Source organism: Microbacterium sufflavum (assembly GCF_023091155.1).
Lineage (GTDB): Bacteria > Actinomycetota > Actinomycetes > Actinomycetales > Microbacteriaceae > Microbacterium > Microbacterium sufflavum.
In genome coordinates, this window is the sequence record NZ_JAHWXK010000001.1 from 26,734 (window position 1) to 39,060 (window position 12,327).

Below are 12,327 nucleotides of genomic sequence, written 5' to 3' on the forward strand. Positions count from 1 at the left end.
CCCCCGCCGATGAGCACGCACGCACGACCGCTGGCCGACCGCCTGGCCGCAGCGAGCGATGCCGAGCTCCGGGAGCTGTTCGCCGCCCGCGGCGTACGCCCCGACGCGACGTGGCAGGACTTCTTCGATGCGGCCGAGGCCCTGCTGGAACCGTCCTCCCTGAGCCGAGTCCTCCCGGCACTCACCGCCGCGGAGGCCGCGTCCCTCGTGGATGCCGTCGCCGGTGAGCAGCCGGGCGAGGGCCGCGAGCGACTGGTCGCCCTCGCCCTCCTGCGCGCCGACGGGACACCGCAGCCGCCCGTGGACCTGCTGGTCGAAGGCCGCGCGCGGCCGACGCCGATCGACGCCACTCCCCCCGCGCCGTCCTCCGAGGCCACGTCCGCTCACGCCGCCGAGCGCGCCTTCACCACGGTCGCGCGCCTCGCCGACCTCCTCCTCATCGCCAGGGAACGGCCCTTCGCCCTCCTGCTCGGCGGAGCGGTGAGCGCCGGCGAGAAGCGGCAGCTCGCCGAGGCCGGGCTGCCCACCGAGGCCATCGACCTGCTCTCCGGACTCGCCGTCCGTGCCCGGCTGGCGGCCCCGGTCGACCGTCGACTGCGGACGACCGCGCTCGCCGAGGAATGGCTGCGCTCTTCCGTCGCCGCCCGCTGGACGCTCCTCGCGACCGCCTTCCGCGACTCCCTGCCGCGCGGTCTTCGCCCGGCGACTGCCGGGTGGATCCCGGTGTCGCAGTGGCCGCTCGCGCACCCCTGGGACGCCGCCTGGACGGAACACGCCGCAGAGCTCACGGAATCGGCCCGGCTGATCGGTCTGATCGCCGACGACGGCACCGAGCCCCCCTGGGCCGCGCCGCTCCGACGCGGAGAGCCCGCCGACGCCCGCACCCTCGTCGCACAGCTCCCGGCGGAGGTCGACCGCATCTTCCTCCAGAACGACCTCACGGCCATCGCTCCCGGTCCGCTGCAGCCCGCCCTCGACGTGCGACTGCGCACGATCGCCGTCCGGGAGTCCGCTGCACAGGCCTCCTCCTACCGGTTCACCGCCGAGTCGGTGGCCCACGCCTTCGCCACCGGGGAGAGCGAACACTCCATCCTCGACTTCCTCGGCGCGATCTCCCTCACCGGAATACCCCAGCCGCTGGGCTACCTGGTGGCGCAGACCGCCCAACGGCACGGCCTCATCCGGGTGTCCGTCGACGGCGAGACGGGGCGCACCCGGATCGAGAGCAGCGACCCGCACGTGTTGGAAGCCCTCGCGGTCGATCAGGCGCTCCGACCGCTCGCGCTCACAGCCCACGTGGGCTCGCTCACCACGCGAGTGGCCCAGGACACCGTGTACTGGGCGCTGACGGACGCCCGCTACCCGGCGAGCCTCGTCGACGAGGACGGAGCGATCGTCGTGCGCGACCGCCACCCCGCCGCTCCCCCGGCCGACGGACACGACCCCGCTGACGACTACGACACGCTGATCGCCCGGCTGCGCGATCGCCAGGGTCCGGACGCCGATGCCGCCTGGCTCGACCGGGAGCTCGAAGCCGCGGTGCGAGCCAAGGCTGTCCTGCGTGTGACGGTCGGCATGCCGGACGGATCCACGCGGGACCTGCTCCTGGAGGCCACGGGTATCGGTGGCGGACGGCTGCGCGGCCGCGACAGAGCCGCCGACGTCGAGCGCACGCTCCCGGTGTCGAGCATCCGCGCGGCGACCGTCGTGGCCCCGTGAGGCCCTGCCCTCCGGACGGCCGGTAGACTGGTCAGCTATGTCTGATGGCCCCCTGATCGTCCAGAGCGACCGCACCGTGCTGCTCGAGGTCGCCCACGCCGACGCCGAGAGCGCCCGACACGAGCTCGCGATCTTCGCCGAGCTGGAACGCGCGCCGGAGCACATCCACACGTACCGCATCACCCGCCTGGGACTGTGGAACGCGCGAGCCGCAGGGCACACGGCAGAAGACATGCTGGAGACACTCGACCGCTGGTCGCGTTTCCCGGTGCCCCCGTCGGTCGCCGTCGACCTGCGCGAGACCGTCAACCGCTACGGGCGGCTCGTCATCGAGCGCGACGACGAGGGCGTGCTGATCCTGCGGTCGACCGATCCCGCCGTGCTGGCGCAGGTCGCGAACAACAAGCGCATCCAGCCGCTGCTGATCGGCCACCCGACTCCCGAGACCTTTGTGGTCGACGCGTGGGCCCGCGGACAGATCAAGCAGGAGCTGCTGAAGATCGGCTGGCCCGCGGAGGACCTCGCGGGCTACACGCCCGGCACTCCGCATGAGATCGAGCTCGCCGAGGACGGCTGGCACATCCGCCCGTACCAGCAGGACGCGGTCGACGCCTTCGCGAAGGACGGCTCCGGCGTCGTGGTCCTCCCCTGCGGCGCGGGCAAGACGATCGTCGGGGCCGGAGCCATGGCCGCGACGAAGACCACGACGCTGATCCTCGTGACCAACACGGTCTCGGCGCGACAGTGGCGCGACGAGCTGCTCAAGCGCACCAGCCTCACACCGGAGGAGATCGGCGAGTACTCGGGGCAGTCGAAGGAGGTCAAGCCGGTCACCATCGCGACCTACCAGATCCTCACCGCCAAGCGGAAGGGCGAGTACGCGCACCTGGCGCTGCTCGACGCCTTGGACTGGGGCCTCATCGTGTACGACGAGGTCCACCTCCTGCCCGCGCCGGTGTTCAAGCTGACCGCCGACCTCCAGGCCCGTCGCCGCATCGGCCTGACCGCGACGCTCGTCCGTGAGGACGGCCGCGAGGGCGACGTCTTCAGCCTGATCGGACCGAAACGCTTCGACGCTCCCTGGAAGCAGATCGAGGCGCAAGGGTTCATCTCCCCGGCCGTCTGCTACGAGGTGCGCGTGGACCTTCCGCCGAGCGACCGGCTGGAGTACGCCGCGGCGACCGATGACGAACGCTACCGCCTCGCCGCGTCGGCGCCCGCCAAGATCGACGCCGTCCGCGAGCTGATCGCGAAGCACGAAGGAGAGCAGATCCTCGTGATCGGCCAGTACCTCGATCAGCTCGACTCGCTGTCCGATGCGCTGAACGCACCGCAGATCACCGGATCGACGCCGGTCGAGGAGCGCGAGGAGCTGTACCGCGCCTTCCGCGAGGGCGACATCTCACTTCTCGTGGTGTCGAAGGTGGCGAACTTCTCCATCGACCTGCCCGAGGCCTCGGTCGCCATCCAGGTGTCCGGCTCGTTCGGCTCACGGCAGGAGGAGGCCCAGCGGCTCGGACGGCTCCTGCGTCCCAAGCAGTCCGGACACACGGCGAGCTTCTACACGCTCGTCGCTCGGGACACGATCGACCAGGACTATGCGCAGAACCGCCAGCGGTTCCTCGCCGAGCAGGGCTACAGCTACACGATCATGGACGCGGACGCGATCGCCGCGGCCGCCTAGCCTCGGCGGTGCGGCTTCCGGCGCTCCGAAGGTAATCAGCAACCGCATGGCCGAAGTCACCATAATGGGGACATGACTGCTGCGCGCATCCTGGTCGTCGACGACGAGCCCAACATCCGCGACCTGCTCTCCACGGGTCTCAGCTTCGCCGGGTTCCAGGTGAAGACGGTCGCCAACGGCGCCGCCACGATCTCGGCCGTCCTCGAGGAGGAGCCGGACCTCATCATCCTGGACGTCATGCTGCCGGACATGAACGGCTTCAGCGTGACCAAGCGCCTCCGCGGCGCCGGCTTCACCGCTCCCATCCTGTTCCTCACCGCCAAGGACGGCACGGACGACAAGATCGAAGGCCTCAACGCCGGCGGCGACGACTATGTCACCAAGCCGTTCAGCCTCGACGAGATCGTCGCCCGCGCCCAGGCCATCCTCCGTCGCACCATGCAGGCCGACGAGGAGTCGATCATCCGCGCCGGCGAGCTGTCGATGGATCAGGACACCCACGACGTCTACGTCGGCAAGGAGCCGATCGAGCTGAGCCCCACCGAGTTCAAGCTCCTGCGCTACCTGATGCTCAACCCCAACCGGGTGCTCTCGAAGGCTCAGATCCTCGACCACGTCTGGGAGTACGACTTCAACGGCGATGCCGGCATCGTCGAGAGCTACATCTCCTACCTGCGTCGGAAGATCGACCCGCACACGGAGGAGTCGCTGATCCAGACGAAGCGCGGCTTCGGCTACATGCTCAAGGTCGGCAAGACGGTCTGACGACGTCGCACGGATCCGCCCTCGACGGCGGGATCGCCACAGCAGGGAGGGCCGCATGGCGCACGAGCCGGATGCGGTGACCACGTGGTGGCGGCGGATCAGCCTCCGCGCCAAGGTCACCGGCGTCACGGTCGCCGTGCTCGCGCTCGGTCTGCTGGTGGCCGGGATCGGCACGGTTCCGCTGCTCCGCAACGCGCTCGTGGAGAACATCAACGCGCAACTTCCTGCCCTCGTCACGAGCGATCTGATCGAGCGCTACTTCGACACCACGACGATCGACGGCGTCACGACCTACACGCCCCGCGACGAGAAGCCCCGCGACTTCTCTTTCGCGGTGTACGACGCGGAGGGCGCGCTGCGCGCGACGGCCCCCAGCGCGTCGGGTCGTGCCCCCTTCTTCCCCGCGGAGTACTCGCTCTCGGAGGCGCAGGCGAACGAGGACAAGGTGCTCGCGCTCGAGGGGGACAACGGCAGCGTCTACCACGGGGCCGTCGCCCTGGTGCAGCAGGAGGGCACGCCGCTCAGCATCCAGATGGTCGCTCTGCCGTTGGCCGAGGCCGATCGCATCATCAGCCAGTACTTCGGCATCTACATCACGATCGCGCTGATCACGATCTTCGTCGCCGCATTGCTCACGCGCGGCCTGGTGACGCTGACGTTCCGGCGGCTGGGGCAGGTCGAGCAGACCGCCATGTCGATCGCGGCGGGCGACTTCCGACAGCGCCTCACCGACCTGGAACCGACCACCGAGGTGGGCCGCCTCAATGCCGCGATCAACACGATGCTCGACCGCGTCGATCGCTCCCTCGCGCAGCGCGACCGGACCGTGCAGCACATGCGACGCTTCATCGGAGACGCGAGCCACGAGCTGCGCACCCCGCTCGTGAGTGTCCGCGGCTACGCCGAGCTCTATCGCATGGGCGCGATCACGGGCGAAGAGGACACCGCCAGGGCCATGGAGCGCATCGAGAAGGAAGCGATCCGGATGGGGGTGCTGGTGGAAGACCTGCTGGCGCTGGCTCGGCTCGATGAGGAGCGCGAGCCCACGATCGAGCCGCTCGACCTCCGGCCGATCGCGCGCGACGCGGCGCTCGACGTACGGGCGGCAGCACCCGGCCGGGTGGTCTCGGTGATCGACCGGACGCTGGAGAACGTCCCCACGGCACCGGTGCGCACGCCGATCGTCCCGATCGAGCCCGAGCGCACGACCCCGCGCGTGCGGCCGCTCGCACCGCTGTCCCGGCTGCGCCGCCGCGCCAAGCAGAACGAGGAACCGCCGGCCATCGACTTCAGCGAGGTGCAGGACATTCCCGTGCGGACACCGCCAATCGTGCTCGGCGAGGAGAACAAGGTGCGCCAGGTCGTGACCAACCTCTTGGGCAACGCGCGGCGCTTCTCCCCCGCCGACAGCCCCATCGAGATCGTCGTGGACTCGGATCGCCTGGCGGGAACGGCGAGTATCGCCATCGTCGATCACGGCGAAGGCGTGCCGCCGCAGATCCGGGAGCAGATCTTCGAGCGGTTCTGGAGAGCGGACACTTCGCGGGCGAGGGAGACCGGCGGATCCGGGCTGGGCCTGGCGATCGTGGCCTCCATCCTGAAGGCGCTCAACGGCGACATCGCGGTCTCCGAGAGCCCGGGGGGCGGGGCGACCTTCACGGTCACGCTGCCCCTGGCACCGGCCCAGGCCACGCCGGCCCACCTGCTCGAAGACACGCAACCGCTCGACCCGCTCGATCTGCCCTGACTGCGACGCGTGGCGCTGGCTCTGCACGGAGTCGTGAGCGGGCGAGGTGTCCCCAGGACGCAGGGGTGACCCGCCTCCCGTCCGCTCCATCGACGTGGCCTCACCTACCGTCGGAAGCTCCGAGATGAAGGAGTTCCTCATGACCGTATTCACCGTCGACACCGATGCCATGCACGCCGCGCACGCCTCCACCCGCGCGACCATCGAGCGTCTCCGTGCCGAGTCATCGACGCTCATGGCGCAGCTCAGGCAGTTGCAGTCGTCGTGGGTGGGGACCGCGTCCAATGCGTTCCAGGGGTGTGCCGAGCAGTGGCAGGGCGCGCAGCTCCACGTCGAGCAGGTGCTCGACAGTATCGGCACATCGCTCGGCTCCGTCGCGACGCAGTACGCCGACGCCGACCAGTACTCGGCGAGCATGTTCCGCTGAGCGTCGGCTTCACTTCCGGTGAACACCAGAAAGCCCCCGGCCGGAGCCGGGGGCTTTCTGTGGATGCAGCGGGATCAGAAGTCCATGCCACCCGAGGGGTCACCCACGGGAGCGGCAGCCTTCTCCGGCTTGTCGGCGACGACGGCCTCCGTCGTCAGGAACAGGCCGGCGATCGACGCGGCGTTCTGCAGCGCGGAGCGCGTGACCTTCGCCGGGTCGATGATGCCCTGTGCGAACATGTCGCCGTACTCGCCGCTGGCGGCGTTGAGGCCCTGGCCCGCGGGGAGCTCGGAGACCTTGTTGGCGACGACACCCGGCTCGAGACCGGCGTTGAGGGCGATCTGCTTGAGCGGAGCCTCGATCGCCACGCGGACGATGTTCGCACCGGTCGCCTCGTCACCCTCGAGGGACAGGGCGTCGAGCGCCTTGGTGCCGGACTGGATGAGCGCGACGCCACCACCGGGGACGATGCCCTCCTCGACGGCCGCCTTCGCGTTGCGCACGGCGTCCTCGATGCGGTGCTTGCGCTCCTTGAGCTCGACCTCGGTTGCAGCGCCCGCCTTGATGACGGCCACGCCACCGGCGAGCTTCGCCAGGCGCTCCTGCAGCTTCTCGCGGTCGTAGTCGCTGTCGGTGTTCTCGATCTCGCGACGGATCTGCGTGACGCGACCCTCGATCTGGTCGGCCTCGCCGGCACCCTCGACGATCGTGGTCTCGTCCTTGGTGACGATGACCTTGCGGGCACGACCCAGCAGGTCGAGCGTCGCGTTCTCGAGCTTCAGGCCCACCTCTTCGGTGATGACCTGGCCGCCGGTGAGGATCGCGATGTCCTGCAGCTGCGCCTTGCGACGGTCGCCGAAGCCGGGAGCCTTGACGGCGACCGACTTGAAGATGCCCTTGAGCTTGTTCAGCACGAGCGTCGCCAGAGCCTCGCCCTCGACGTCCTCGGCGATGATGACGAGCTCCTTGCCGTCCTGGATCACCTTGTCGACGATGGGCAGGAGGTCCTTGATGTTCGAGACCTTCTGGTTGGCGATGAGGATGTACGGGTCCTCGAACACGGCCTCCTGGCGCTCCGGGTCCGTGACGAAGTACGGGTTCAGGTAGCCCTTGTCGAAGCGCATGCCCTCGGTGAGCTCGAGCTCGGTGCCGAAGGTCTGCGACTCCTCGACGGTGACCACACCCTCCTTGCCGACCTTGTCGATCGCCTCGGCGATCAGCTCACCGATGGCCGGGTCTGCCGCCGAGATGGACGCGGTCGCGGCGATCTGCTCCTTGGAGTCGATCTCCTTCGCGCTGCTCAGCAGCTCCTCGGTGATGGCGGCGACGGCCTTCTCGATGCCGCGCTTGAGGGAGATGGGGTCGGCGCCGGCCGCGACGTTGCGCAGACCCTCGCGGACCAGGGCCTGGGCGAGCACCGTGGCGGTCGTCGTGCCGTCACCGGCGACGTCGTCGGTCTTCTTGGCGACCTCCTTGACGAGCTCCGCGCCGATCTTCTCGTACGGGTCGTCCAGCTCGATCTCCTTGGCGATGGAGACACCGTCGTTCGTGATCGTGGGGGCGCCCCACTTCTTCTCGAGCACGACGTTGCGACCACGCGGGCCGAGGGTCACCTTGACCGCGTCGGCGAGGATGTTGAGGCCACGCTCGAGGCCGCGGCGGGCCTCCTCATCGAAGGCGATGATCTTTGCCATGAGTTTTGTCGTCCCTCCTGGACGTAGACGGTGGGTTTAGCACTCAGAGTGAGAGAGTGCTAACGCCATTCTGGCACTCGACACCATCGAGTGCAAGCCGCGTCGCCCGCCTGTGGAGGGGCGTCAGGGAGCGGGAGTCTCCTCGGACTGCTCCGGCGCCGACGCTGAGCGATCGAGGCCGATCACGACGGTGAGCTGCTTGCCGCCCGTCTCGTTCAGATCGGCGTAGAAGTCGTCCTGCTTCACCGCAGCGCCGCCGATCACCCCGGCGAGACCCACGGCCGCCTGCTCGTCCGCGTCGTCGACGTAGTAGATGGTCGTCGTGGCGAAGTCGTCGCTCGCGCTGTCCGTGGCGAACACGATCCCCGCCGGCCAGCCGGCATTGATGAGAGTGTCACGCATCTGGTCGTCGAGGCCGGAATCAGGGGTCGCGTTGAGGATCATGACCGAGTAGCTCGGGTCGACCACACCCGTCTCCTCCGGTGTCGGCACCGCGCTGGGGCCCGCCTCGGGGAACAGCTCGATGCGCCCCATGACGACCAGCGAACCGAAGATCCCGGCGATGATCAGGACGAGCGCAGCCACGAAGGACCACAGCAGGACCACCCAGCCGTTCATGCCCGGAGCCTCCGCGCGGTGGGCCCCGACGCGTCCGGAGGCGCGGGGAACGTCATCGAATCGGTCACGGGAGGGCTTGGACACCCCTCGATGCTAGCGGCACGATGCTGGCAATCCGCGACGGAGGCCAGCGAGCGGAGCGAAGCGGGTCCGTCAGCCGACGAAGCCGGGCATGCGCGCCGCCCGTCGGGTGCCCCGGGTGTCGCGGAGCCGTCGCAGCCGCCGCACCAGGACCGGGTCGAACGCCAGGGCCGCCTCCGAGTCGATGAGTCGTCCGAGCAGCTGGTAGTAGCGCGCCGCGCTCATGCCGAGGGTGCTGCGGATGACCTCTTCCTTCATGCCGCCATGCCGCGGCCAGGCGGCTTCGAGGGCGAGGATCGCGCGGTCGCGTTCCGTGAGGTCTCCGAGCATGGCTCCAGGTTAGGACGCGGTGACGTCATCGCCCGCGCGCCACTCCCACCATAGCCCGAGCGGGTCGGCCGCCGCCCGCACCCTGCCGTCGAGCGCGACCACGAAGCCGGACCATGTCGTCGCGTCCACGGACGGCCGCCACACGTCGAGCAGTCCGGGTGGGTCGATCGTGATCCATCGCGCCGGCAGCCCCTGGATCTGCGCGACGAGAGCCTCGCGCGCACGGCGGGGGATGTGGACGAGCACCCCGGGCGTCGTGACGACGGGGGTGGCACCCACAGGCATCATCGCCAGGAGCTCCTCGAGCCTCTCGGCCGCGTCGCCGGCGAGCAGCAGCGGTGGATCGGCTGCGACGATGTCGAGCGCGGCCTCGATGCGGCGCTCGCGCCCGGACTCCCCCGGCCACACGAGCCCGCGCAGCCACCGCCGGTCTCCGTCGTCCGCGGCATCGAGCGGTGCGAGATCGATGCCGCCCCGCCACACGACCTCGGGCAGGCGAACACTCGGCATCGTCCCCGTCACCCGACTCTGCAGCACGACCGGGGAGGGACCGTCGTGCGGGTCGACGGCGAGCCGTTCGGAGCCCTCGGCCGTCACGTAGCGATACGAGTACCGGTCTGGGTACAGGCAGAGACCGGCCGATGCGCCGAGCTCGAGAAGCGCGATCGGCCCCTCGATCTCGGAGAGGACCGGGAGCAGCGCCGCCAGCCGCAGCGGCTCGTTCGTCTGCAGGGACCGCGCCGCGCACTCGGCCACGAGCACGTCGGCGTGCGCCAGGACGAAGGCGCGCCACGCCGCGTAGTCCTCGAGCGGGGCGCCCAGCAGCCGGGACACCGCGAACACCAGCGGTGGCTGGCGGTGCGTCTCCGGGATGCGACGCAGCACATCGCGCAGCTGCTCGTCATCGCTGACGCCGGCCGCCCACTCCCCGTACAGGGCGCTGCGCCCGGGGGCCTCGTCGCGCGCGAAGCGGGCATAGCGCTCCCGGATCGGGTCGGTCATGCGTCCATTCTGACGCGCAGCGCCGAGACACCGCCGCAGCGTGGAGAATGGAGAGGACCCGAGGAGGACGCAATGTCGTACAGCGTGGACAAGACCGAAGACGAGTGGCGCAAGGAGCTCGGCGAAGAGCAGTACGCGGTGCTGCGCCAGGCCGCGACCGAGCGCGCCTGGACCGGAGAACTGCTCGACGAGGAGCGCGCCGGCCTGTACACGTGCGGAGCGTGCGGCGCCGAGCTGTTCAAGAGCGGCACCAAGTTCGACTCCGGGTGCGGGTGGCCCAGCTTCTACGAGTCGATCCGGCCCGACGCCGTGGAGCTCCTGGAGGACGACAGCCTGGGCATGGTGCGCACCGAGGTCCGCTGCGCGACGTGCGGCTCGCACCTCGGGCACGTGTTCCCCGACGGCTTCGGCACTCCCACGGGCGACCGCTACTGCATGAACTCGATCGCGCTGAACTTCACGCCAGACGAGTCGTGAGCGCGCTCGACGCCGTCCGCGCACGACAGTCCTGGTCGAAGGTCGGAGACACCGCGCCCGGGCGGGAAGAACTGCTGGCCCTGGTGGCCGCGGCCGGACGCGTCGCCGATCACTCCTCGCTGCGACCGTGGCGGCTGATCGAGCTGCGCGGCGCCGATCGAGAGGCCCTCGGAGCAGCGATCGCCCAGGCGCAGGGCGACGACTCCCCCTCGACGAAGCCGCTGCGCGCCCCCCTGCTGATCGCGGTGGTGGCCAGCTACCAGCCGAGCGAGAAGGTGCCGCGGTGGGAGCAGGAGGCCGTCGCCTCCGGCGTCGCCCACGTGCTCAGCCTCCTGCTGGACGAAGCAGGGTGGGGTGTGATCTGGCGCACCGGACATTTCACGCGGTCGCAGCCGGTCGCGGCGATGCACGGCCTCGCCGACGACGAGGAGCTGCTGGGCTGGCTGTACGTCGGCGACAAACCGCCGGGGAAGTCGCCGGGCCGACGCAAGGCCGTCGACGCGCGCAGACTGCTGACGCGTCTTCCCTCGACCCAACCGGCCGTCGCCGCCGCCGAGCCCGCCGAGCTCGCCGAGAACGAGAAGAAGGCCGAGGCGAACGCGGAGAAGAAGTCCGCCAAGAAGGCGAAGAAGAAGGCGAAGAAGGCCGCCAAGAAGGCGAAGAAGAAGGCCGCGAAGGAGAACCCCGCGTAGTCACCGGCCACGACGCCGCGGCACTGCCACGACGACCGACGCCACCGCGACGACGACCATCGCGATCACCTGCCACAGCGCCGGTCCCGCCTCCGCAGGCCACAGCACGTCGATCACCACCGAGGTCACCAGCTGGCCCAGCACCGAGCCGAGCCCCATCAGCAGCACTCCCGTGTGAGCCACGATGAACGCGCCGAGCAGGATGTACGCGGCACCGAGGAACCCGCCGAGGTAGAGCCACGGCTCGGCCGGGAGGGGGTCCGGCGCTCCGCGCAGCGCGACGCTCAGGGCCGCGGCGACCGCGAGCACGACCGTCCCGGCGATGAAGCTCATGAGCGTGGCGGCGATGGGCGACTGCACGCGCTGCGCCAAACGCCCGTTGGTCGCGGCCTGCCAGGCGATGCCCACTCCCGCGAGGAACGGCAGCACCAGCATCCACAGCGGAGCGGACGCCAGGACGTCGCCCGACAGGGAGATCGCGACCGCGGCGAGCGCCAGCGCCCCACCGAGCAGGCGACCGGGGGTCACCGCGACGACGCCCGCGGGCCCGAAGCCGATCCGGTCCAGCACCAGGCCGTGGAGCGTCTGCCCCGCCACCACGCCGACCGTGAACAGCGAGACGCCGAGGACGCCCGCTGTGAGCCCCTGCGTCGAGACCGTGAGGGCCCCGCACGCGCCGCCGAGGAGCATCCAGAACGGGACGGAGCGCCCGCGGACCCCCCGCCATAGCCGTACGGCACCGCGACGGGCGAACGGCAGGAGCGCGATCACGACCGCGAGCGCCACGAGCCCGACCGAGAAGGAGAGGAAGCCCGCGACGATGCCGTTGTCGACCCGTACGCCCAGCACCCCGTTGATCCGCGCCTGGATGGCGGTCATGACGCCGATGGCGACGGCTCCGCCGAGGGCCAGGGGCGCGGGGAGTCGACGGGCGTCTGTCACCCGTCGACCCTATCCGAGCCCCGGAACCCGACGGCCCACGGTGCTCACGGCGCAGCATGGTGGCCCCGGACAGCGCCCCCGCGCAAGCGGTCACTCATCCTTCCGGGGGAGGATCCGGAGCGCGCGGAAAGGTACCGCGGGCGGACGCG

At 70.3% G+C, this 12,327-nt stretch carries 12 protein-coding genes; 7 read left to right on the forward strand and 5 right to left on the reverse strand.

The window, feature by feature from the left end; translation table 11 throughout:
- The first annotated feature begins 9 nt into the window (after positions 1 to 9).
- From KZC56_RS00155 to KZC56_RS00175, 5 genes are all read left to right on the forward strand, one after another.
- Entirely contained in the window at positions 10 to 1,719 is a 1,710-nt protein-coding gene (locus KZC56_RS00155; protein WP_206252992.1) for a helicase-associated domain-containing protein, read from the forward strand.
- A 37-nt stretch (positions 1,720 to 1,756) separates the two neighbouring features.
- Positions 1,757 to 3,403, forward strand: coding sequence for a DNA repair helicase XPB (locus KZC56_RS00160; protein ID WP_136046254.1), 1,647 nt, complete (start codon positions 1,757 to 1,759; stop codon positions 3,401 to 3,403).
- Positions 3,404 to 3,475: 72 nt separating this feature from the next.
- Positions 3,476 to 4,168, forward strand: a complete 693-nt coding sequence (locus KZC56_RS00165) for a response regulator transcription factor (protein WP_136031539.1) — start codon at positions 3,476 to 3,478, stop codon at positions 4,166 to 4,168.
- A 55-nt stretch (positions 4,169 to 4,223) separates the two neighbouring features.
- Positions 4,224 to 5,915: a sensor histidine kinase gene (locus KZC56_RS00170; RefSeq protein WP_136031538.1), complete on the forward strand. Its 1,692-nt coding sequence runs from the start codon at positions 4,224 to 4,226 to the stop codon at positions 5,913 to 5,915.
- Positions 5,916 to 6,054: 139 nt separating this feature from the next.
- Positions 6,055 to 6,342: a WXG100 family type VII secretion target gene (locus KZC56_RS00175; protein ID WP_247637589.1), complete on the forward strand. Its 288-nt coding sequence runs from the start codon at positions 6,055 to 6,057 to the stop codon at positions 6,340 to 6,342.
- Between the two features lie 74 nt (positions 6,343 to 6,416).
- On the opposite strand, the gene groL is transcribed toward KZC56_RS00175, so the two are convergent.
- The 4 genes from groL to KZC56_RS00195 all read right to left on the reverse strand — a co-directional run bounded on the left by groL (position 6,417) and on the right by KZC56_RS00195 (position 10,067).
- A complete protein-coding gene (gene groL / locus KZC56_RS00180; RefSeq protein WP_136037073.1) occupies positions 6,417 to 8,036 on the reverse strand; it encodes a chaperonin GroEL in 1,620 nt (539 codons plus the stop codon).
- Between the two features lie 123 nt (positions 8,037 to 8,159).
- A complete protein-coding gene (locus KZC56_RS00185; RefSeq protein ID WP_308194328.1) occupies positions 8,160 to 8,738 on the reverse strand; it encodes a LytR C-terminal domain-containing protein in 579 nt (192 codons plus the stop codon).
- A 69-nt stretch (positions 8,739 to 8,807) separates the two neighbouring features.
- Entirely contained in the window at positions 8,808 to 9,065 is a 258-nt protein-coding gene (locus tag KZC56_RS00190) for a DUF3263 domain-containing protein (protein ID WP_136031532.1), read from the reverse strand.
- Between the two features lie 9 nt (positions 9,066 to 9,074).
- Positions 9,075 to 10,067, reverse strand: a complete 993-nt coding sequence (locus tag KZC56_RS00195; protein ID WP_247637590.1) for a DUF2332 domain-containing protein — start codon at positions 10,065 to 10,067, stop codon at positions 9,075 to 9,077.
- A gap of 72 nt (positions 10,068 to 10,139) precedes the next feature.
- Between KZC56_RS00195 and msrB the strand changes: the two genes are divergently transcribed.
- Together msrB and KZC56_RS00205 are read left to right on the forward strand one after the other, a co-directional pair.
- Positions 10,140 to 10,544, forward strand: coding sequence for a peptide-methionine (R)-S-oxide reductase MsrB (gene msrB / locus KZC56_RS00200; protein WP_136037075.1), 405 nt, complete (start codon positions 10,140 to 10,142; stop codon positions 10,542 to 10,544).
- A complete protein-coding gene (locus KZC56_RS00205; RefSeq protein ID WP_247637591.1) occupies positions 10,541 to 11,236 on the forward strand; it encodes a nitroreductase family protein in 696 nt (231 codons plus the stop codon). The genes msrB and KZC56_RS00205 overlap by 4 nt, the downstream gene beginning before the upstream one ends.
- Here the strand turns inward: KZC56_RS00205 and KZC56_RS00210 are convergent, their stop codons facing one another.
- Positions 11,237 to 12,148 carry a DMT family transporter gene (locus tag KZC56_RS00210; protein ID WP_247638847.1) on the reverse strand — a complete coding sequence of 304 codons (912 nt, stop codon included), beginning with the start codon at positions 12,146 to 12,148 and terminating at the stop codon, positions 11,237 to 11,239.
- Between the last annotated feature and the right edge of the window lie 179 nt (positions 12,149 to 12,327).

What these genes read in the sequence shown, in the direction of transcription:
- KZC56_RS00155 (WP_206252992.1), top strand. Translation starts at nt 10, where the DNA reads ATGAGCACGCACGCACGACCGCTGGCCGACCGCCTGGCCGCAGCGAGC.
- KZC56_RS00160 (WP_136046254.1), top strand. Translation starts at nt 1,757, where the DNA reads ATGTCTGATGGCCCCCTGATCGTCCAGAGCGACCGCACCGTGCTGCTC.
- KZC56_RS00165 (WP_136031539.1), top strand. Translation starts at nt 3,476, where the DNA reads ATGACTGCTGCGCGCATCCTGGTCGTCGACGACGAGCCCAACATCCGC.
- KZC56_RS00170 (WP_136031538.1), top strand. Translation starts at nt 4,224, where the DNA reads ATGGCGCACGAGCCGGATGCGGTGACCACGTGGTGGCGGCGGATCAGC.
- KZC56_RS00175 (WP_247637589.1), top strand. Translation starts at nt 6,055, where the DNA reads ATGACCGTATTCACCGTCGACACCGATGCCATGCACGCCGCGCACGCC.
- groL (WP_136037073.1), bottom strand. Translation starts at nt 8,036, where the DNA reads ATGGCAAAGATCATCGCCTTCGATGAGGAGGCCCGCCGCGGCCTCGAG.
- KZC56_RS00190 (WP_136031532.1), bottom strand. Translation starts at nt 9,065, where the DNA reads ATGCTCGGAGACCTCACGGAACGCGACCGCGCGATCCTCGCCCTCGAA.
- KZC56_RS00195 (WP_247637590.1), bottom strand. Translation starts at nt 10,067, where the DNA reads ATGACCGACCCGATCCGGGAGCGCTATGCCCGCTTCGCGCGCGACGAG.
- msrB (WP_136037075.1), top strand. Translation starts at nt 10,140, where the DNA reads ATGTCGTACAGCGTGGACAAGACCGAAGACGAGTGGCGCAAGGAGCTC.